This window comes from Mycolicibacterium arcueilense, assembly GCF_058536225.1.
In genome coordinates, this window is record NZ_JBZTYL010000037.1 from 76,126 (window position 1) to 95,353 (window position 19,228).

Genomic DNA, 19,228 nt, shown 5'->3' on the forward strand with positions numbered 1-19,228 from the left:
CCCCCTCGAGATCGTGTGGTCTAAGTGGGCATTCTACGGTCGGTCCGGGTGGGCGTCAGACGAAGAATTGCTCAAGCCGATGCCTGGCGTTCGGCGTCCCCGGCAGCGGCGAGCATCCCGATGTCGCGGTATCGCGCCGAGACATCCCGTAGCGCCGCGCCATCTCCAGCGGCAAGCGCCCGCGCATGGTCCGACGTCAGCTGCCCGAACAGGCAATCCAGATCCACCCGGGCCAGCGCGTCGACCGCGCGCGTATCGCCGAGTCGCACGCCGTCGTGCAACGCGCGCAGCATCACCGAGGATTGTTCGCCGCGCTCAGCGGCCCGGGCTGCCTCGCGCGCCGCGGTCACCGCACCCACCGAATCCTTGCGGGCAAAGCACGTCCAGGCGCGGGCCAGGGACAATTCCGGCGCGAACAGCATCGACTTGAGCCCGTGCCGAGACTCTGCGCGCGACAATGCTTTCCCGGCTTCGACCGGCATGCCCCGTTGTCCGAGGGTCTGGGCCAACAGCATCCACGCCAGCGGACCCCAGGAATACCCGGTCGGTGCCAACGCGGCAGTCGCCTTGCGTAACAAGGCAATCGCCTCATCGAGCTGACCGCGCACCAGCAACACGTCGGCCATCAGCACCTCGCCCACCGCGCGACCGGGCTGCAGCAGCTGGGTGAAATCGGTGATCGTCTGAGCCAGTTCCTCGGCGCGGTCCAGCCGGCCGGTCATCAGTAGCGCCGTGGTCTGACCGAACCCGCTGGTGAACCGCAAGAGGCCCGGATGCCCTGCCGTCAATGCGCGCTCGGCCATCGCGTCCACCCGGTCGAAGGCGCCCAGGCGCGCGCAACTGAGCGCCGCCGTCGACCCCGCCCAGCCGACCGCGGTGTCATCAGCGGCAGGGGAGGCCAGCACCTCCAGGGCCAGCCCCAAAGCCCGTTGTGGCGCACCGGCATTCATCGCAAAGGTGGCTGCGAGCGCGTCGAGCGTGGTCTGTGCCCTCGGTGTCGACACCCGTCGGCGGGTGGCCTTCAGGAACGCGGTGGCGCGTTCGGGTTCGGACAACATCCAGAACTGATTGGCCGCCTGCGGCAGCGCCCACGCCATCAGTTGATCCTCGGACAGGCCGGCCGGGTCGATCTGTCCCAACACGGCATCGGCCTCACGGCCGCGGCCCTGCCAGGCCAACGCGTACGCCAGGGTCAGCAGACCCGTGAATTCGCCCCCGCCCGCAGTCGCGGCCCGTGCCAGCCGTTCGCTCAGCTCCAGGTCGCCCAACCGCAGCGCCTCACCGGCCGCGCCGACGAGTTCCCCGGCGGGAAGAGGCACATCGCTGTCGAGGGCCAGTACCGCCACCCGCAGCCGGTCGACGACACCGGGCCGTGGCGCCGCGGACAATCTCTCGACCACCGCGTTGCGCAACCGCCGCAGGTCGGGCCCGCCGACAGTGGCGCGCATGGCACTCAGGAACAGCGGATGCACACAGTGCACCATCTCGTCGACGACGCGAACCACGCCACCGTCCTGTGCCGCCTGCACGGCACCGGTGCTGGTCAGTGCCGTCAGATCGGCAAGTGGCAGCGGATCGTGCACCGCCAGCTGTCGCAAGACCCCGGCCACGTCGTCGGGCAGGTCGGCGAGAAACGTGTCCACCTGGTCGGCCAGCCGGGCATCATCGTGGCCCGGCGGCGACATCTCGACGCGGTTCACCAGCCGGTCACCCCACAACGCCGCGACGTCGTCGGGCGCCCCCGCAGACGCGGTCACGATGAGTTTGGCCGCACCGGTCACGGCGAGTTGGTAGACGAGCGCCGCCGACAACCGGTCCAGCAGATGCGCGTCGTCGACGACCACCAGCAACTCGGACCCGAGCGCCTCCCGCGCCGCGCGCATCACCTCGGCGGTCTTGCCTGTCGAGGGGATGTCGATCAGGTGCGCGACCGCTGCAAAGGGAACTGCCGCAGCCGATTCCGTGCCGGTGATCCACAGGACGCGACGGAAATCCGCCGTGAGATGTTCGGCTGCGGTGCGGGCCACCGACGACTTGCCCACCCCGGCGGGGCCGAGTAACGCCGCGCCGCAGCGTTCGTGCAGGCCGGCTTCCAGGCCGTCGAGCACACGGTCACGCGGTGCGATCACCCAGTCGACAGCCATCCACCGAATCCTATGGTGGGCTGCCGCCGTTCAACGCTGATTCGACATCCGGGTGCGCCGAGATCGCGTCGTCCATACCGCACTCTGCGATGACCCGTCGGATGCTCGGCATCGTGATGACGAGTCGGACCGTGACCCCCTGCTGCCGGCTGTCGACGGCCTGTTTGGCCAGGGCGACCAGCGCCCCGCAGCTCATGAAATCCAGGGATCCGCCGTCGACGACGAGGATCGAACCCTCGGGAGCGGCGGCCGCCGACTCGCCGAGCATGCGTTCCCACGTGGACTCGTTGTGGGCATCGACCTGTCCGAAGACCTGAACGACGAGGCCTTCGGGTACGGGGTGAGCCATCCAGTGCAGCTCGTGATCCTGCGGGTTCGATTCCACGATGGAACCGAGCATACCGATCTTGGTTTACGTTGTAAACGAGCCTGCTCAGCGGCCGTCGAGCCAGGTTTCGATGCGATCGAGGAGGGCTTCCAGCGCTTCTTCGAACTCGTCGGTGCTGTGGTCCTCGGCCAGCATCGGTTGCAGCCGCCGCAGGTTCGGATAGTCGGCCAGCGAGGTATCGGGCCGCGGCTCGTCGTCGAGAGCCGCCTCGTCCGCGCTGAGCGCGACACCGCGTGCAGACACCTCCAGCAGCAACTGGCCGACCAGGAACGTGGTGTACGTCCGGTAGGCGGCCACGGCGGCGTCATCGTCGAACCCGTAGGAGATCAGCGTCTCCAGAAAGGTCTCCATCCAGCGCAGGCTGCGTAGCGGCGGCCGCACCCACGGAGCCTCCGGCGCCTCGGTCGCCACCAGAGGGAACACCTCGGGATGGTCAAGAGCGATCTGGCGTACCCCGTGCCCCAGCCGCAGCAGGAAGTCCTGCCAGCCGTCCTCCTGTCGCCGCGCGGCGAGCTGATCGGCGTAGAGGCGGTCCACGATGTGGTTGACCACACCGGTCAGCAGGTCGCCCCGGCTGTGCACATAGCGGTACAACGCCATGGCTTCGACGCCGCAGGCCGTGCCCAGCCGTCGCATGGTCAATTTCGTCAGACCTCCGCGGTCGATCAGATCGATCGCGGTGTCCAAGATGAACTCGCGATTCAACCTTGCCGGTTGATCGACATCGTCAGTCACCAGGTTCGTCCCTCCGCGTTCAGCCCAGTCTCCCTGTGAGCCGGGGTCGAGTCCATCACCCGACGGACATCGCCCACCCGACATCGACGGTTCACCACCACCCTCTAGGTTGTGTGCGTGTCCGGTGAAACTGACCGCGAGTTTGCGGTGTGTGTCTATTGCGCCTCGGGTCCCACCCATCCCGAGCTGCTGGCCCTGGCCAGTGAGGTCGGGGTGGCGATCGCCAAGCGCGGATGGACGCTGGTCTCCGGGGGCGGCAACGTGTCGGCGATGGGGGCGGTTGCCCGGGCGGCGCGATCGAGCAACGGTCGCACGGTCGGCGTGATTCCCAAGGCGCTCGTTCACCGCGAGCTCGCTGACGTGGACGCCGCTGAACTGGTGGTCACCGACACCATGCGGGAACGCAAGAAGGAGATGGAGGACCGCTCCGACGCGTTCATCGCGCTGCCCGGTGGCATCGGCACGCTGGAGGAGTTCTTCGAGGCCTGGACGGCGGGCTATCTCGGGATGCACGAGAAGCCGGTGGTGCTGCTCGACCCGTTCGGTCACTACGACGGCTTGTTGAAGTGGCTGCGCGGGCTCGTCGCCTCGGGTTACGTGAGTGATGCAGCGCTCGAGCGGTTGATCGTCGTCGACGAGGTCTCCGCCGCGCTCGAGGCGTGCGAGTCGGTTACCTAGAACCGGCGGTAACGGCGGTTACCAGCGCGGCTATGGTGTTGGCCACACGAGAGCCACTTCGAGACCCATAACAACGCGCAGGGGGAGACCGCATGACCGACCAGAAATCGGGCACCAGGAGCAGCGTCGGCCTACTCGACCTCGCCAGCCAGGTACCCGGTCTGCTGATGGATGCGCCGGTCATCGCACGGGGCGTGCTCACCGGGATGATGGCCCGGCCGACCGCCAAGACCTCGATCGGCAAGGTGTTCCAGGAGCGGGCCGCCCAGTACGCCGACCGGGATTTCCTCAAGTTCGGCGACGAGCGCATCACCTACCGCGAAGCCAACGAGACCGTCAACCGGTATGCGGCCGTCCTCGCGGCCAAGGGCGTCGGCCACGGCGACGTCGTCGGCGTGATGCTGCGCAACTCGCCCGATGCCGTGCTGCTGATGCTGGCGATCGTCAAGTGCGGCGCAGTCGCAGGCATGCTCAACTACCACCAGCGGGGCAAGGTGCTGGCCCACAGCTTCGGGCTGCTCGACGCCACCGCCGTGGTGGCCGAGTCCGATCTGATCGAGCACGTCACCGACTGCGGGGCCGAGGTCAACGGCCTCATCACGGTCGAGGAGCTGCGCAGGCTGGCGGCCACCGCGCCGACCACCAACCCGGCCAGCGCGTCCGCCGTCCTGGCCAAGGACAAGGCGTTCTACATCTTCACCTCGGGCACCACCGGCATGCCCAAGGCCAGCGTCATGACGCACTACCGCTGGCTGCGCGCCCTGGCCGGATTCGGTGGCCTCGGGCTGCGGCTGCACAGCGACGACACCCTGTACTGCTGCCTGCCGCTCTATCACAACAACGCACTGACCGTCTCGGTCGGTTCGGCACTGAACTCGGGTGCCGCCCTGGCCCTGGGCAAGTCGTTCTCGGCGTCCCGGTTCTGGGACGAGGTCATCGCCTACGACGCGACCGCCTTCGTCTACATCGGCGAGATCTGCGGCTATCTGCTCAACCAGCCGCCCAAGCCGACCGACCGCGCACACAAGGTCCGCGTGATCGTCGGAAACGGGCTGCGCCCGGCCATCTGGGACGAGTTCACCCAGCGCTTCGGCATCCCGCGCGTCTGCGAGTTCTATGCCGCCAGCGAGGGCAACACCGCCTTCGTCAACGTCTTCAACGTCTCGAAGTCCACCGGCATCTGCCCGAGCCCCGTCGCCTTCGTCGAATATGACGCCGACAGTGGCGAACCGGCCCGCGGCGCCGACGGCCGGCTGCGCAAGGTCAAGCGCGGCGAGCCCGGCCTGATGCTGTCCAAGATCAACGCATTGCAGCCGTTCGACGGCTACACCGACAAGGCTGCCAGCGAGAAGAAGCTGGTGCGCAACGCCTTCAAGGAAGGCGACGTCTGGTTCAACACCGGCGACCTGATGCGCTCTCAGGGGCTGGGTCACGCCGCGTTCGCCGACCGGCTCGGCGACACGTTCCGGTGGAAGGGCGAGAACGTGGCCACCACCGAGGTGGAGGCGGCTGTTGCCAGCCATCCGCTGATCGAGGAGTGCACCGTGTTCGGCGTCGAGGTGCCCGGCGCCGGCGGTCGCGCCGGGATGGCCGCCGTGCAGCTCAAGGGCGGCAAGGAGTTCGCCGGCAAGGAGCTGGCCGACGCGTTCTACGAGCACCTGCCGGCCTACGCCGTGCCGCTGTTCGTCCGCGTCGTCACCGAACTGGCGCACACCTCGACGTTCAAGAGTCAGAAGGTCGACCTGCGCAAGCAGGGCTACGGCGACGACGTCAAGGATCCGCTGTACGTGCTGGCCGGTCGCGACGAGGGCTACGTGCCCTTCTACCCGGAATACCCCGACGAAGTGACGGCGGGTAAGCGGCCGAAGTAGGCGGGGCCGTACAGCTCCGCGCCGATTTCCACGCCTGGGTCGTCGACCGCGTCCGGCGACGACCAACAGGTAGAAAAACGGCGCGGAAGCTGGCGCGAATACTGCGGTGGTTGAGCCACCGGGCACTATGGAGGCGTGTTGACGACGTTCTGCGGGCGCCCGGTCGCGGCTGACCGTGCGCTGATCATGGCGATCGTCAACCGGACGCCGGACTCGTTCTACGACCGCGGCGCCACCTTCACCGACGACGCGGCCAAGGCTGCTGCCCAGCGCGCGATCGACGAGGGTGCCGACGTGATCGACGTGGGCGGCGTCAAGGCAGGCCCCGGCAGCATGGTCGACGCCGAAGAAGAGATCGCCCGCGTCGTGCCGTTCATCGAATGGCTACGCACCACCTACCCCGACCAGTTGATCAGCGTCGACACCTGGCGCGCCGCCGTGGCCAAGCAGGCCTGCGCGGCCGGGGCCGACCTGATCAACGACACCTGGGCGGGTGCTGATCCGGGTCTGCCCGAGGTGGCCGCCGAGTTCGGCGCCGGCCTGGTGTGCTCACACACCGGTGGCGCGGTGCCGCGCACCCGGCCGTTCCGGGTGAACTACGGGATCACCGAACGCGGCGTCGTCGACGACGTCATCGCCGAGGTGACCGCGGCCGCCGAGCGGGCGGTAGCAACGGGTGTGCCACGCGACCGGATCCTGATCGACCCCACCCATGATTTCGGTAAAAACACTCATCACGGTCTTAGTTTGTTGCGTCACGTAAAAGATCTTGTTAAGACCGGATGGCCAGTCCTGATGGCGCTGAGCAACAAGGATTTTGTCGGGGAGACTCTGGGTGTGGATCTGACCGAACGCCTGGAGGGCACCCTGGCCGCGACGGCACTGGCCGCCGCGGATGGAGCCGCGATGTTCCGGGTACACGAGGTCGGACCCACACGGCGCGTGCTGGAGATGGTCGCGTCGATCCAGGGAGTGCGGGCACCCGCACGAACAGTGAGGGGGTTGGCATGACTTTCAGCGAGGAGCCGAAGGCGGATCGCGCATGACTACAGCGCCTGATCTCAATACCCTCGACGGCGTCGTGGGCCACCGCTGGCTGACCGACCACAGCTGGAACCGGCCGAGCTGGACCATCGCCGAGCTGGAGGCCGCCAAGGCCGGCCGCACGGTCTCGGTGGTTCTGCCTGCCCTCAATGAGGAAGAAACCGTTGCGTCCGTCGTCGAGACCATCACCCCGCTGCTGGGCGGGCTGGTCGACGAGCTGATCGTGCTCGATTCGGGCTCAACCGACGACACCGAGATCCGTGCCGTCGCCGCCGGGGCCCGGGTGGTCAGCCGCGAGGTGGCGCTGCCCGAGATCGCGCCGCAACCGGGCAAGGGCGAGGTGCTGTGGCGGTCGCTGGCCGCGACGACAGGCGACATCATCGCCTTCGTCGACTCCGACCTGATCGATCCCGACCCGATGTTCGTCCCGAAGCTGCTCGGCCCCCTGCTCACCGCCGACGGGGTGCACCTGGTCAAGGGGTTCTACCGGCGGCCGCTCAAGGTCAGCGGGGCCGAGGATGCGAACGGTGGCGGCCGGGTCACCGAGCTGGTGGCGCGCCCGCTGCTGGCCTCGCTGCGCCCTGAACTGAACTGCGTATTGCAGCCGCTGGGCGGTGAATACGCGGGCACCCGCGAGCTGCTGACCTCGGTGCCGTTCGCGCCCGGCTACGGCGTGGAGATCGGCCTGCTGGTCGACACCTACGACCGGCTCGGCCTCGACGCCATCGCCCAGGTGAACCTCGGCGTCCGGGCGCACCGCAACCGGCCGTTGACCGAGCTGGCCTCGATGAGCCGGCAGGTCATCGCGACCCTGCTGTCGCGGTGCGGGATCGCCGATTCGGGGATGGGGCTGACGCAGTTCTACGCCGACGGTGACGACTTCACCCCGCGGGTGTCGTCGGTGTCCCTGGCCGACCGCCCGCCCATGGTCACACTGCGGCCGCGCTGACGGTCATTTCCGGGCGACGACGTCACCTGTTGCGGCGTCGACGCTGACCTCGTGGAGAGCGTTCGCGGAGTCGATGACGTCGGCTTCCCACACCACGGTGCCGCCGTCGCGGTCATCCAGATTCAACTCGGTGATCCGTCCGTCGACGGCCTTGGTGATCGCGTCGACGGCCGCGCGGTGGTCGAGCTTGGCCGCCTGGAGACGGCTCCGGTGTTTGGCGACGTCATTGGCGTCTTCCGGTTTGGCGACCGGGCTGCCCAGGACGGTGGCACCATCCGCGGAGACCTCCGCCTCGTGCTCGATGCCATCGGGTGTGACGACCTGAACCTCCCACTGCGTGTTGTTGTGCTCGCTTTCGACCGAGATCACGGTGCTGCCGGGAACGGTGCCGCGGACCGTGTCCGCGGCGGCCAGCAGCGCGGTGTTGTCGGCGGGGGCGGCCGCGCCGGTGCCGCGCGGTTCTACCGGGCTCGAAGCGGTCGGGGACTGGCCGCCGCCACAAGCGACGACTGCTGCCATCACCGTCGCGGCTCCGGCGATGCGCACGGTGTACGACCGTGTGTTGTTGCCGAGCATGGGTTCCACCTTTCGTCGGGACGAACTTGACGACTCTTGGCGGCGTATACCCAGATAACCCGTCAACCGGTCGGCGAGGTCGTGCCGGATCTCGTCGGTGGTGTCGTGGATAGTGGACCCTGTGACACTGATACTGCTGTACCTCGTGGTGCTGGTTCTGGTGGCCACGGTGCTGTTCGGGCTGGGCAGCGTCATCTTCGGCCGCGGTGAGACGCTGCCGCCGCTGCCACGGGGCACCACCGCCACGGTCCTGCCGGCCTCCGGCGTGACGGGTGCGGATGTGGATGGGATCAAGTTCGCCCAGGTCGTCCGCGGATACAAGACCAGCGAAGTGGACTGGGTGCTCGATCGGCTGGGTCGCGAACTCGACGCGGTGCGCGGGGAGTTGGCAGCGGTGCGCGCTGCGTACGGTGTGCCCGACGACTTCGACGAGGCCGCCGACGACGAGGAAGAAGTATCGGCCACCGCAGGCGAGGTCCGGACCTCGGAGGAGCCATGACCGAGGACGGCACCGACGACGGCCGGACCCGCTGCGGCTGGGCGGTCTCAGCCAGCAGCTCAGCCACGGGCGACACCCTCTACCGCGACTATCACGACACCGAGTGGGGTCGCCCGCTGCGGGATTCCGGTGCGCTGTTCGAGCGGATCAGCCTGGAGGCCTTCCAGAGCGGGTTGAGCTGGTTGACCATCCTGCGCAAGCGGGAGAATTTCCGGGCCGCGTTCGACGGGTTCGACGCGAACGTCGTCGCCAAGTACACCGACGAGGACGTGGAGCGGTTGATGGCCGACGCGGGCATCGTGCGCAACCGGGCCAAGGTCCTCGCGACCATCGCCAACGCCAGGGCGGTCACCGACCTCGACGTAGACCTCGGCGAGCTGTTGTGGTCGTTCGCGCCGCCGGCCCGGCCGCGGCCCGCTGACCTGGCACAAGTTCCTGCCGTGACCCCGGAATCGACCGCGATGGCCAAGGAACTCAAGCGGCGGGGCTTCAAATTCGTCGGTCCGACGACGGCATATGCGTTGATGCAGGCCACCGGGATGGTCGACGACCATGTCGCGACCTGCTGGGTTCCGGCGCGGTAATTGTGACCGGTAAAACATGCCTTCGGTCGGTATCCGACGGGTCTTTGCACAAGCACAGCCGCGGATAAGGAACAATAGGGCTAGTTCAGTAGCAGTTCAACGCCGGGTGCCGCCAACGAGTGGGCGGCTTCGGCCCCAACCTGGCCCGCTGACACGGGTCGGCACTGTTGGAGGGAGCACTCGATGGCGGCGATGAAGCCCCGGACCGGTGACGGTCCACTGGAAGCAACCAAAGAGGGGCGAGGAATCGTTATGCGAGTACCGCTGGAAGGCGGTGGGCGCCTCGTTGTCGAACTGACTCCCGACGAGGCAGCTGCGCTGGGCGACGAACTCAAGGCCGTCACCAGCTGATCGGCTCGCAAGGTGTCCGCTCAGGCGGACACCTTGCGGTATATCTCCAGGGTCTGTTCAGCGATGTGCGCCCAGGAGAACTCGGCGATGCAGCGCTGGCGTCCGGCCTCGCCGTACTTTCGGGCGGTTTCCGGCTCCGCCACGAGTGAGTTGACCGCATCGGCCAGACGCATCTCGAAGAAGCGCGGATCGTTGGCGTCGTAATGCACGAGCAGCCCGGTCTGCCGGTCGGCGACCACCTCGGGGATGCCTCCGACGTCGGACGCGACCACCGGCGTCGAACAGGCCATCGCTTCCAGGTTCACGATACCCAACGGCTCATACACCGAAGGGCATACGAAAACTGTTGCAGCGGAGAGTATTTCGCGAATCTTGTTGATCGGCAGCATTTCGCGTACCCAGAACACGCCGGTGCGGGCCCGGGCCAGCTCGGCCACCGCCGAGGACACCTCGGCGGCGATCTCGGGGGTGTCCGGGGCGCCGGCACACAGCACCAGCTGCACCTCGGGGCTGAACCGATGGGCCGCGGCCACCAGGTGGGCCACCCCCTTCTGACGGGTGATGCGCCCGACGAAAGCCACGATGGGTCGGCTCAGGTCGACCCCGAGCTCGGCGAGCACCGAGTCGGTGTCGGCAGGCGGAGTCGGGTACCAGACGTCGGTGTCGATCCCGTTGCGCACCACGTGGACCCGGCCGGGGTCGAGTGCCGGATAGGTGCGCAGCACGTCGTGGCGCATGCCGGAACTCACCGCGATCACCGCGTCGGCGGCCTCGATCGCGGTGCGCTCCACCCAGGAGGACACCCGGTAGCCGCCGCCGAGTTGCTCGGCCTTCCACGGGCGCAGCGGCTCGAGGGAGTGGGCGGTCAGTACATGGGGGATGCCGTAGAGCAGGCCGGTCAGGTGCCCGGCCATTCCGGCGTACCAGGTGTGCGAGTGCACCACCGTGGCGGCGGCCGCCGAGTTGACCATGTTGAGATCCGCGGACAGGGTCGACAGGGCCGGGTTGGCACCGCGCAGCGCGGGATCGGGCTGCGCCACGAAGGCGCTGTCGCGCGGGGCGCCCATGCAGTGCACGTCGACGTCGCAAAGCTGACGCAACTGTGCGACGAGTTCGGTCACATGCACACCGGCACCGCCGTACACCTCGGGTGGATATTCCCGAGTCATCATGGCCACCCGCATATCCGAGACGGTAGTAGGTCTTGGCGGGTCTAGCTACGCGCCGCAGACTTCTGTTGCCATTGGCTGGCCGCGTTGCTGGTTGGCGGATAGGTTTGGACCCATGAGGGAGTTGCCACATGTGCTGGGCATCGTTCTGGCCGGGGGAGAGGGAAAACGGCTGTACCCGTTGACCGCCGATCGCGCCAAGCCGGCAGTTCCCTTCGGCGGTGCCTACCGGCTGATCGACTTCGTGCTGTCCAATCTCGTCAACGCCCGCTACCTACGGATCTGTGTTCTGACGCAATACAAGTCGCATTCACTCGACCGTCACATCAGCCAGAACTGGCGCCTGTCGGGTCTGGCCGGTGAATACATCACCCCGGTGCCCGCTCAGCAGCGGCTCGGCCCGCGTTGGTACACCGGCTCGGCGGATGCGATCTACCAGTCGCTCAACCTCATCTACGACGAAGATCCCGACTACATCATCATCTTCGGCGCCGACCACGTGTACCGCATGGACCCCGAGCAGATGCTTCGGTTCCACATCGACAGCGGGGCCGGGGCGACGGTGGCCGGCATCCGGGTGCCCCGCGCGGAGGCCAGTGCGTTCGGGTGCATCGACGCCGACGACTCCGGGCGCATCAAGGATTTCGTCGAGAAGCCCGCGGACCCACCGGGCACGCCCGATGATCCCGAGCAGACCTTCGTGTCGATGGGCAACTACATCTTCACCACCAAGGTGCTCATCGACGCGATCCGCGCCGACGCCGACGACGACCACTCCGACCACGACATGGGCGGCGACATCATTCCGCGACTGGTGTCCGACGGGATGGCGGCGGTCTACGACTTCAACAACAACGAGGTACCCGGGGCCACCGAACGCGACCACGGCTATTGGCGCGACGTCGGAACCCTCGACGCCTTCTACGACGCACACATGGACCTGGTGTCGGTACACCCGGTGTTCAACCTGTACAACAAGCGCTGGCCGATCCGAGGCGAGATGGAGATGCTGGCACCGGCCAAGTTCGTCAACGGCGGCTCGGCACAGGAGTCGGTCGTCGGCGCGGGCAGCATCATTTCCGCGGCGTCCGTACGCAATTCGGTGCTGTCCTCCAATGTGGTGATCGACGACGGCGCCATCGTGGAGGGCAGCGTGCTGATGCCGGGGGTGCGAATCGGCCGCGGAGCGGTGGTGCGCCACGCGATCCTGGACAAGAACGTGGTGGTGGGCCCGGGCGAGATGGTGGGCGTGGACCTCGACAAGGACCGGGAACGTTTTGCGATCAGCGCGGGCGGCGTGGTCGCCGTCGGCAAGGGTGTGTGGATCTGACGCGTCCGACGCAACGCCGAATCGGATTCACTCCCAGGGATCTACCGCGGCGGGGCGGGGAGCTGCACTGCTGCGTGCGTTGACGCCGATCTTGGCTTCACTGCGTCGTCGGCGCCACCGCCACAGCCGGAAGGCACCCCAGATCAGCGCCAGCAGCGCGACGAGCACCAGGATCGGCAGCAGGATCGCCACGAAGACCAGTCCGACACTCGTGACGTCCTCGACGGTGGACAGCACCGGGGCCGCGACCCCGGCGGTGGCGACGTTGGCGGCCGGTCTGACCGTCGACTTGGTCAGCGACACCACGAGTGCGGTGACCGCGCCGATCGCCACCGGAATCCATTGGCCGGACTGGGCGAACGCGCCAGGGTCGGCGACCGCGGCGGTCTGGGACGCGGTGCCCGAGCCGAACACGATGCCGCCCGCGGTCGGGCGCACGAAGGTCTGGATGGTGTCGTTGATGGAATCGAGGGCAGGGATCTTGTCGGCGACCACTTCGACCACCAGCAGCACCGCGACGATCGCCATCACCCAGCCGTTCTCCAGCCAGGACCACCCCGCCGGCAATGACACCAGATGGGTGAAGCGTGACAGCAGGCCAAGGGCCAGCAACGGGATGTAGGCGTTGAGACCCGCCGCAGTGGCCAGGCCAAAGCCGGTCAACAGTTCCATTACTGCAGTATGCGGCGAACTCGGCCCGGGTCCCGGCAGTTCGCCGTTATCCGCTCTGGGTCGCGTTGCGCCAGGCCAGCGGGTTCAGTTCGCGGTAGGGGTCCTCGGCGCGGAGGGCCAGCAGATCGCCCAGACTCCGCTCCAACGATTCCTGGGTGCGCTGCTTGACGGTCTCGACCCATTTCGCGTCGGATGTCCGAGCCGGCTTCGTGGTGCCGATCGGCTCCTCGAAGCGCAGATACATGCGTTGGGGTCGCGGAATCAGGGTGGGGCCGATGCCCCGGACCAGCGGTACGGCCATATCGCGCTGACCGGTCAGTTTCTCGCCGACGGTCTGGCTGAGCCGACCGAGCCAGTGGTCGCGGGTCGTGACGCCCACGTACACGTCGTCGCCGCCGACGAGCGCGACCGGGACGATGGGGTAGCCGTGTTCGATCGCGACGCGGGCGAATCCAGCTCGGCCCTCCCAGCGCAGCTGGTACTGCTCGCCCTTGAACTTGCCGATCTCGCGGCCGCCACCGGGAAACACCATGACGGGCTCGTCGTGCGCCATCAGCTCGCCGGCGCCCTCGGGGGATCCGACGACGGCCCCGCAGGCCGCCATGACGTCGGAGACCGGGCGGGGCATGTCACCGAATCGGCGGTCGGTCAGCGGTCGCACCCGCATCCCGATCTCGCGGCGCACCGCGTACGGGATCATCAGGGTCTCGGTGCCGAACTGGGTGTGGTTGCCCACCAACAGAAATCGGCCGTCGCGGGGTAGGTTCTCCAGGCCGTCGACGTAGGGGCGGTAGAGGTTGACCAGCGGGTCGATTCCGTCGGCGACGGTTTCCACCGCGCGGCGCAGGGTCTGGACGCGGCTGGGTTGATTCATGATCTCGTCGATCTTGGTGACGGACATGGACGACTCCTCGGGTACGTGCTGGGGCTGGTGCCGGCTGGTCGGAGTCCCCGACATGTTCGGACCTGTCGTCGATCGTACCGAACGAACTAGTTCGTCTGGCTATGATTCAGCTGTGAGAAGTACGACGGAACTGCGCGGGGAGATCCTCGCCGCGGCACGAGCCGAATTCGCTCAGTACGGGCTGGCCGGCGCGCGCGTCGACCGAATTGCTCGCGCTGCACACGCGAGCAAGGAGCGGCTATATGCCCACTTCGGCGACAAGGAGACCTTGTTCCGCGAAGTTTTCGCCGCCGACGGAGCCGAGTTCTTCCGATCGGTCACGCTGCGGCCGGAGGCCGTGCCCGAGTTCGTCGGCGACATCTTTGATCTGGCCTACCACCGGCCCGAGCATCTCCGCATGATCAGTTGGGCCCAACTGGAGGGGTTCACTCTCGACGAACCGCAGACCGATGGTCCGTCACCACACGCTCAGGCGGTCGCCGCGATCGAAGCCGCGCAGGCCGGCGGACATGTCGACCCGGTCTGGGAGTCGACCGAGCTGATCGCGTTGCTGTTCGGCATCGGACTGGCTTGGGCCCACTTGCCGAGCCGCGAAGCGGTCACCGATGACCCGGCCGTGCTGGCCTCGCGCCGGGCGGCCGCCGTCGAAGCCGCCGCTCGCGTCGTGGCTCACCAGACGTAGGGCAGCAGCCGGTAACGGACCTTTCGGGTGTAGTCGTCATAGCCGGCGAGTTCGGCGTGTAGGAGTTTCTCCTCGTCGACGATGCGCATGGCGAGTATCGCGACACCCGGGAGCATGAGCAGCAATCCCCAGTACGAGCCGAGAGCCGGCGGGACGCCGATCATCATGATCACGTTCCCGGCGTACATCGGGTGCCGGACGAGCCCGTACAGGCCGGTGGTCACCACGGTCTGGCCCGACTCCACGATCACGTTGGCCGCGGCGTAGCTGTTCTGGCTCACCACGAGCATCGCGACGCCGAGCCCCACGGCCACCAACGCGTCGCCCACCACCGACACCCAGGCGGGGACGGCCGACCAGCCGAACCGGTGGTCCAGGACGCTCACGATGACCATCGCGGCCAGGAAGGTGAACGCCAACGTGCTGGCGACCTTCTGTAATGGCCTGGTCTCGGCGACCGGTCCGGCGCGCATCCGGCGCCGCAGCGCATCCGGATCGTGCACCGCCAGATATCTGCTTGGAAGAAGAGTGGTCAGCGCGAACACCGCGATGAATGCCCATCCCTGCCAGTAGCCGAACGTCCCGGCCGGACCGAACACCAGCGCACCGAATACGACCAGCCCGATGACGGCCGACACGGCTGTGAGTAGACCGGTCTTCACGTCGCAGTCCTCACCAGACGTAGGGCAGCAGCCGGTAGGGGACCTTCTGCATGTACTCGTCGTAGCCGTCGAGCTCGGAGCGCAGCATCTTCTCCTCGTCGGCGATCCGTGCGCCGAAAATCGGTATCGAGGCGATCGAAACGAGCAGGGCCCAGTACGAACCCAGGGCCAGTGGAGTGCCGAACATCATCAACACCGCGCCGAAATACATCGGGTGCCGGACCAGCCCGTAGAGCCCCGTCGAGACGAGTGGCTGGTCGTCCTCCACTTGGATGCTGGCACCGGCGAAGCTGTTCTGAAAGACCACCGTCTGGGCGAGGATGAGCCCGACCGCCACCAGGGCGTTGCCGAGGATGACCACCGCGGTCGGCACACTCGACCAGCCGAACCGGTGGTCGAGCGCACTGAGGACGAACGCCGCGAAGGCCGAGCCCGTGACCGCCCAGATGATGATCTTCTGCACGATCCGCGTTTCCGCGGTCGGCCCACCGTGGAGGCGTCGTTGCAGGGCGGCTGGGTCTCTGACCGCGAGATAGATGCTCGGGACCATGGTGGTCGCCATGAACACGGCAACGAAAACCCAGGCCTGCCAATAGTGGAACGTGCCGGCCGGCCAGAACAGCGCAACGGCGAAGAGTGCCAGGCCGAACACACCCGATGCGATCGTCTGAAGTGCGAGTTTCATCAACTGTCTCCTCTTCGGTTTCACACCGCGTCGCGGTTGCGATAGATCCAGCCCGCGACGGTCGCCAGAACCGTTGCGGTGACGAGCATTACCGCCAGAGCCAGGGCCGGGAAGTGGCTCGGTACGGTGGTCTGGCCCACCGGGGACAGCTCGATCAGCCAGCGCGGCAATCGCAGAAGTGCCCCGAGGTACAACGCGGTGATCACGAATGTGACTGCCAGCCAGGCGATCCAGGGTGACCGCAGGGCCACGGCCAGGGCCGCGATAGCGGCCACCACCGCCAGCGCGGGGAGATACGCCAGCGCCGCCAGGGTGAGCCGGATGATGGTGCCCGGTTCACCCAGCGTCAGCCCGGCACCGAGACCGTTGCCCAGGCCGGCGCAGAACATCAGGATCGCCGACCCCGCCAACGCGCAGCCGACCGCGCCCAGTAGCCAGCGCCACCGGGACACCGCTCCGGCCAGCACCGGTTCGCCCAGGCCGTTCTGCTCGTCGGTGTACACCCGCAGCACCACCGAGGACACATACGCCGTGGCCGCCGCAGCGAGGAACTGGGTCATGGTGGTGTAGATGCCGTCATTGCCCGTCGCGGACAGCAATCGGGCGATCAGCTCGTTGGTCTCGGCCGCGTCCAACAGTGCTTTAGTCATCGAGCCGAATACCAGCCCGGCCACGAACAGTCCCACCGCCCAGCCGATCGTCTGCCCGCGTTGCAGCGTCAGGTGCAGCCGCAGCGGGCCGGTGATGGCGGGGGCGTCAGGGCGCTCACCCGTCGATGCGATGGTGCCCGCGTCGTACTGGCGGCGGCTCTCCAGCACCGCGGCCCCGGCCATCAATCCGACCGCCAGGATGACCAACAACCCGAACGGCCACCAGCGCAGATCCACAAACGGACGCATCTGCTGTGCACAGGCGATGGGGGAGAACCAGCTCAGGGTGCTGCCGGAGTTGTCGATGACGTCTCCGGCCCCACGGACCAGCGCCGCTACCGCCAACGTTGCCATCGCCGCGCCCGATGCGGTGCGGGACTGGCGCCAGAGTTGGGCGGTCACCGCGGCGACCGCGCCGAACACCATCGCGACGCCGGTGATGCCCAGGCTCATGGCGGCGGTGTCGACGAACGCGAAGCCGGTGGAGGCCATCGCCAGCGTCATCGTGAGTGCCAGCACCGCGTTGAGTCCGCCGACCAGGGCCAGTGCGGCAGCCGTTCGGGCGTAGCGGCCCACCACCGAGGACAGCACCAGCTCGGCGCTGCCGTTCTCCTCTTCGGCCCGGGTATGACGAATCACGGTGAGAATGGCCAGGATCGAGGTGGCGATGGTGAGGGTGAGAGTCAGCTCGTTGGCCATCATCACGCCGAGGTCGGTTTCGTTGACGCCGAACATCGGGCCGCCCAGCATCATCCCGGCAGGTGTCTTGAGCAGGTTGACCCGGGCCAGGCGTTGTTCCTCCCCGGGGTAGGCCATCCGAATTGCGTTGGGGGCGTACACCATCATCAAGCTGAGTGCGGCAACCCACACGCTCAGCCGCACCCGGTCGCGGCGTAGCGCCAACCTGAGCAGCGTGTCGATGCCGGTGAACGGTGACGTGTCCGTGCTCGGCCGTCGGGCGGGCCGGGTCGGGGCGATGGCGGTGGTCATCGGGTCGTCCCCTGGTACTCGCGCAGGAACATGTCCTCCAGCGATGCCGGTGTGACCGTCAGATCCTCGATGCCGAGGTCGGTCAGGTGCTCGAGGGTGAACTCCAGGTCGGCCCGGTCCACCGAGAAGCTCACGGTGCCATCGTTGCTCGCGAAGTCGTGCACGTAGGGAGTGTTCTGCAGCGCCCGTCCGTCGGAGCGGGTGCGGGCGGTGACCTTGGTGCGCATCAGGTGCCGCAGTTCGGCGAGGGTGCCGGAACGTACCGTGCGTCCGGACCGGATGATCGTGACGTTGTCACAGAGCTTTTCGACCTCGGCCAGGATATGGCTGGACAGCAGGACCGCGGCACCCTGGCCGGCCACCTCGGCCACACATTGCTGAAATGCCCGTTCCATCAACGGGTCCAGCCCGGACGTCGGCTCGTCGAGAATGTACAGCTCGGAGTGGCAACTGAACGCCGCCACGATGGCGACCTTCTGCCTGTTGCCCTTGGAGTAGGTGCGGGCCTTCTTGTGCGGGTCGAGTTCGAACAGGTCTATGAGGTCATCGCGTCTCCGGATGTATGGCTGGGCGTCGACGCCGTTGCCGCGCAGCCGGCACAGGAAATCGATGGCCTGCATGCCGGTCAGGTTGGGCCACAGGGTGACATCGCCGGGGACGTAGGCGATGCGGCGGTGCAGGGCGACCGCGTCCCGCCACGGGTCGCCGCCCAGGAGTCGCACGGTGCCCCCGTCGGCGCGGAGCAGGCCCAACAACACCCGAATGGTGGTGGACTTACCGGCCCCGTTGGGCCCGAGGAAACCGGTGACGTCGCCAGGGGACACGCTCAGGCTCAGCCCATCGAGCGCTTTTGTGTGCCCGAAAGACTTTGACAGTCCGCGGATTTCGACGGAATGGTTCACGCTGGCTCCTTGGTTTCGGTGCTCTGGTTGTCGGTCTCGGAGGCTGAGCTGAACGGGATGCCTTGTTCGCGCTGGTTCAGGAACGCGTCGTACATCGTCGAGTCGGTCATGAGTCCGTCGGTGTAGAGCTCGAGGGCCGGCAGCATCATGTCCTCGCCGTAATCGCGCAGCACCCGGCGCAGATCCGTCGGGTCGTCGTGCATCTGCAGGTACAGCAGAAATCCACCGCCGCTGCAGATCGCCATGAACCGGGCCCGCGCTTTGGGGTCGCGGCTGGGTTTGAGCACGCCGGTCCGCACGCCTTCTTCGAGGTACTGCTCGGCGTTGTCGACCATGGTGCGCCAGAACGTCTTCGCCAGATCGCTCCCGGACTGCATGCTGCGCACCAGGTACGCCATCAGGGGCGCGTAGGACTCGATCTCGGACATCTGGGCGATCCAGCTCGCGGGATCGCTGTTCTGTATCGACTCGGTCTTGGCCTCGCGCACCACCTCCGCCACGTAGGCGTCGCACGCCTTGCGGAGCCCTTCCTTGGAACCGAAGTGGTGGATCACCAGGGCGGCGCTGACGCCCGCGGCCTCGGCGATGGTGCGCAGCCCCACGCTGAATCCGTGTTGGCCGTACTGCTCGATCGCGGCGTCGCGGATCCGGGCCACTGCTGTTCGATCATCGACTGAACGCATGTTCAATACGCTAAACGCGCGTTCAGTGCTCGGTCAAGGGGGTGGCCCGTCAGGAATCCGTAAAGAAAAAGTTCGGCCCC

General features: G+C 67.4%; 21 protein-coding genes. 9 read left to right on the forward strand and 12 right to left on the reverse strand.

Annotated features, from left to right (window positions below; genetic code table 11):
- Positions 1-71: 71 nt before the first annotated feature.
- The 3 genes from AC4LGL_RS31960 to AC4LGL_RS31970 are packed head-to-tail and all read right to left on the reverse strand — an operon-like array spanning position 72 to position 3,237.
- Positions 72-2,144 carry an ATP-binding protein gene (locus tag AC4LGL_RS31960; protein WP_491842258.1) on the reverse strand — a complete coding sequence of 691 codons (2,073 nt, stop codon included), beginning with the start codon at positions 2,142-2,144 and terminating at the stop codon, positions 72-74.
- 10 nt (positions 2,145-2,154) lie between these two features.
- Positions 2,155-2,544: an anti-sigma factor antagonist gene (locus AC4LGL_RS31965; protein WP_491842259.1), complete on the reverse strand. Its 390-nt coding sequence runs from the start codon at positions 2,542-2,544 to the stop codon at positions 2,155-2,157.
- Between the two features lie 33 nt (positions 2,545-2,577).
- Positions 2,578-3,237 carry a TetR/AcrR family transcriptional regulator gene (locus AC4LGL_RS31970; RefSeq protein ID WP_491842478.1) on the reverse strand — a complete coding sequence of 220 codons (660 nt, stop codon included), beginning with the start codon at positions 3,235-3,237 and terminating at the stop codon, positions 2,578-2,580.
- A gap of 147 nt (positions 3,238-3,384) precedes the next feature.
- Here AC4LGL_RS31970 and log point away from each other — a divergent pair, with 147 nt between their 5' ends.
- From log to AC4LGL_RS31990, 4 genes are all read left to right on the forward strand, one after another.
- Positions 3,385-3,945, forward strand: coding sequence for a cytokinin riboside 5'-monophosphate phosphoribohydrolase (log, locus tag AC4LGL_RS31975; RefSeq protein ID WP_491842260.1), 561 nt, complete (start codon positions 3,385-3,387; stop codon positions 3,943-3,945).
- A gap of 92 nt (positions 3,946-4,037) precedes the next feature.
- Positions 4,038-5,816 (forward strand): long-chain-acyl-CoA synthetase FadD6, encoded by a 1,779-nt coding sequence (gene fadD6, locus AC4LGL_RS31980; protein WP_491842261.1) that lies wholly within the window; start codon positions 4,038-4,040, stop codon positions 5,814-5,816.
- 135 nt (positions 5,817-5,951) lie between these two features.
- Positions 5,952-6,827 (forward strand): dihydropteroate synthase, encoded by an 876-nt coding sequence (gene folP, locus AC4LGL_RS31985; RefSeq protein WP_491842262.1) that lies wholly within the window; start codon positions 5,952-5,954, stop codon positions 6,825-6,827.
- A 70-nt stretch (positions 6,828-6,897) separates the two neighbouring features.
- Positions 6,898-7,809 (forward strand): glucosyl-3-phosphoglycerate synthase, encoded by a 912-nt coding sequence (locus tag AC4LGL_RS31990; RefSeq protein WP_491842479.1) that lies wholly within the window; start codon positions 6,898-6,900, stop codon positions 7,807-7,809.
- Positions 7,810-7,812: 3 nt separating this feature from the next.
- Here the strand turns inward: AC4LGL_RS31990 and AC4LGL_RS31995 are convergent, their stop codons facing one another.
- On the reverse strand, positions 7,813-8,385 hold the full coding sequence (locus AC4LGL_RS31995) for a PepSY domain-containing protein (protein ID WP_491842263.1): 573 nt from the start codon (positions 8,383-8,385) through the stop codon (positions 7,813-7,815).
- Between the two features lie 121 nt (positions 8,386-8,506).
- On the opposite strand from AC4LGL_RS31995, the gene AC4LGL_RS32000 reads away from it, so the two are divergent.
- The 3 genes from AC4LGL_RS32000 to AC4LGL_RS32010 all read left to right on the forward strand — a co-directional run bounded on the left by AC4LGL_RS32000 (position 8,507) and on the right by AC4LGL_RS32010 (position 9,819).
- Positions 8,507-8,884, forward strand: coding sequence for a DivIVA domain-containing protein (locus AC4LGL_RS32000; RefSeq protein WP_491842264.1), 378 nt, complete (start codon positions 8,507-8,509; stop codon positions 8,882-8,884).
- The gene (locus AC4LGL_RS32005) at positions 8,881-9,468 is read left to right on the forward strand and encodes a DNA-3-methyladenine glycosylase I (RefSeq protein ID WP_491842265.1); all 588 of its coding nucleotides are present in this window, start codon (positions 8,881-8,883) and stop codon (positions 9,466-9,468) included. The genes AC4LGL_RS32000 and AC4LGL_RS32005 overlap by 4 nt, the downstream gene beginning before the upstream one ends.
- Positions 9,469-9,651: 183 nt before the next feature.
- A complete protein-coding gene (locus tag AC4LGL_RS32010; protein ID WP_003885506.1) occupies positions 9,652-9,819 on the forward strand; it encodes a DUF3117 domain-containing protein in 168 nt (55 codons plus the stop codon).
- 20 nt (positions 9,820-9,839) lie between these two features.
- On the opposite strand, the gene glgA is transcribed toward AC4LGL_RS32010, so the two are convergent.
- A complete protein-coding gene (gene glgA / locus AC4LGL_RS32015; protein ID WP_491842266.1) occupies positions 9,840-11,003 on the reverse strand; it encodes a glycogen synthase in 1,164 nt (387 codons plus the stop codon).
- 100 nt (positions 11,004-11,103) lie between these two features.
- Between glgA and glgC the strand changes: the two genes are divergently transcribed.
- Entirely contained in the window at positions 11,104-12,318 is a 1,215-nt protein-coding gene (gene glgC / locus AC4LGL_RS32020; protein ID WP_454791424.1) for a glucose-1-phosphate adenylyltransferase, read from the forward strand.
- A gap of 27 nt (positions 12,319-12,345) precedes the next feature.
- On the opposite strand, the gene AC4LGL_RS32025 is transcribed toward glgC, so the two are convergent.
- Both AC4LGL_RS32025 and AC4LGL_RS32030 read right to left on the reverse strand, forming a co-directional pair.
- On the reverse strand, positions 12,346-12,990 hold the full coding sequence (locus tag AC4LGL_RS32025; protein ID WP_491842267.1) for a DUF4126 domain-containing protein: 645 nt from the start codon (positions 12,988-12,990) through the stop codon (positions 12,346-12,348).
- Between the two features lie 46 nt (positions 12,991-13,036).
- On the reverse strand, positions 13,037-13,891 hold the full coding sequence (locus AC4LGL_RS32030; protein ID WP_491842268.1) for a lysophospholipid acyltransferase family protein: 855 nt from the start codon (positions 13,889-13,891) through the stop codon (positions 13,037-13,039).
- Between the two features lie 115 nt (positions 13,892-14,006).
- On the opposite strand from AC4LGL_RS32030, the gene AC4LGL_RS32035 reads away from it, so the two are divergent.
- Entirely contained in the window at positions 14,007-14,576 is a 570-nt protein-coding gene (locus tag AC4LGL_RS32035; RefSeq protein WP_491842269.1) for a TetR/AcrR family transcriptional regulator, read from the forward strand.
- Here the strand turns inward: AC4LGL_RS32035 and AC4LGL_RS32040 are convergent.
- From AC4LGL_RS32040 to AC4LGL_RS32060, 5 genes are read right to left on the reverse strand one after another with little or no spacing between them, the layout of a single operon-like run.
- Complete coding sequence (locus tag AC4LGL_RS32040) at positions 14,564-15,238, reverse strand: methyltransferase family protein (protein WP_491842270.1); 675 nt, start codon at positions 15,236-15,238, stop codon at positions 14,564-14,566. The two genes, AC4LGL_RS32035 and AC4LGL_RS32040, sit on opposite strands and share 13 nt — an antisense overlap.
- A gap of 10 nt (positions 15,239-15,248) precedes the next feature.
- The gene (locus tag AC4LGL_RS32045) at positions 15,249-15,923 is read right to left on the reverse strand and encodes a methyltransferase family protein (RefSeq protein WP_491842271.1); all 675 of its coding nucleotides are present in this window, start codon (positions 15,921-15,923) and stop codon (positions 15,249-15,251) included.
- Between the two features lie 20 nt (positions 15,924-15,943).
- Entirely contained in the window at positions 15,944-17,563 is a 1,620-nt protein-coding gene (locus AC4LGL_RS32050; protein WP_491842272.1) for an ABC transporter permease, read from the reverse strand.
- Complete coding sequence (locus AC4LGL_RS32055) at positions 17,560-18,465, reverse strand: ABC transporter ATP-binding protein (RefSeq protein ID WP_491842273.1); 906 nt, start codon at positions 18,463-18,465, stop codon at positions 17,560-17,562. Before AC4LGL_RS32055 ends, AC4LGL_RS32050 begins: the two co-directional genes overlap by 4 nt.
- Complete coding sequence (locus AC4LGL_RS32060; protein ID WP_491842274.1) at positions 18,462-19,148, reverse strand: TetR/AcrR family transcriptional regulator; 687 nt, start codon at positions 19,146-19,148, stop codon at positions 18,462-18,464. The genes AC4LGL_RS32055 and AC4LGL_RS32060 overlap by 4 nt, the downstream gene beginning before the upstream one ends.
- Positions 19,149-19,228: the final 80 nt, after the last annotated feature.

What these genes read in the sequence shown, in the direction of transcription:
- AC4LGL_RS31960 (WP_491842258.1), bottom strand. Translation starts at nt 2,144, where the DNA reads ATGGCTGTCGACTGGGTGATCGCACCGCGTGACCGTGTGCTCGACGGC.
- AC4LGL_RS31965 (WP_491842259.1), bottom strand. Translation starts at nt 2,544, where the DNA reads ATGCTCGGTTCCATCGTGGAATCGAACCCGCAGGATCACGAGCTGCAC.
- fadD6 (WP_491842261.1), top strand. Translation starts at nt 4,038, where the DNA reads ATGACCGACCAGAAATCGGGCACCAGGAGCAGCGTCGGCCTACTCGAC.
- AC4LGL_RS31995 (WP_491842263.1), bottom strand. Translation starts at nt 8,385, where the DNA reads ATGCTCGGCAACAACACACGGTCGTACACCGTGCGCATCGCCGGAGCC.
- AC4LGL_RS32005 (WP_491842265.1), top strand. Translation starts at nt 8,881, where the DNA reads ATGACCGAGGACGGCACCGACGACGGCCGGACCCGCTGCGGCTGGGCG.
- AC4LGL_RS32010 (WP_003885506.1), top strand. Translation starts at nt 9,652, where the DNA reads ATGGCGGCGATGAAGCCCCGGACCGGTGACGGTCCACTGGAAGCAACC.
- glgA (WP_491842266.1), bottom strand. Translation starts at nt 11,003, where the DNA reads ATGCGGGTGGCCATGATGACTCGGGAATATCCACCCGAGGTGTACGGC.
- glgC (WP_454791424.1), top strand. Translation starts at nt 11,104, where the DNA reads ATGAGGGAGTTGCCACATGTGCTGGGCATCGTTCTGGCCGGGGGAGAG.
- AC4LGL_RS32025 (WP_491842267.1), bottom strand. Translation starts at nt 12,990, where the DNA reads ATGGAACTGTTGACCGGCTTTGGCCTGGCCACTGCGGCGGGTCTCAAC.
- AC4LGL_RS32030 (WP_491842268.1), bottom strand. Translation starts at nt 13,891, where the DNA reads ATGTCCGTCACCAAGATCGACGAGATCATGAATCAACCCAGCCGCGTC.
- AC4LGL_RS32045 (WP_491842271.1), bottom strand. Translation starts at nt 15,923, where the DNA reads ATGAAACTCGCACTTCAGACGATCGCATCGGGTGTGTTCGGCCTGGCA.
- AC4LGL_RS32050 (WP_491842272.1), bottom strand. Translation starts at nt 17,563, where the DNA reads ATGACCACCGCCATCGCCCCGACCCGGCCCGCCCGACGGCCGAGCACG.
- AC4LGL_RS32060 (WP_491842274.1), bottom strand. Translation starts at nt 19,148, where the DNA reads ATGCGTTCAGTCGATGATCGAACAGCAGTGGCCCGGATCCGCGACGCC.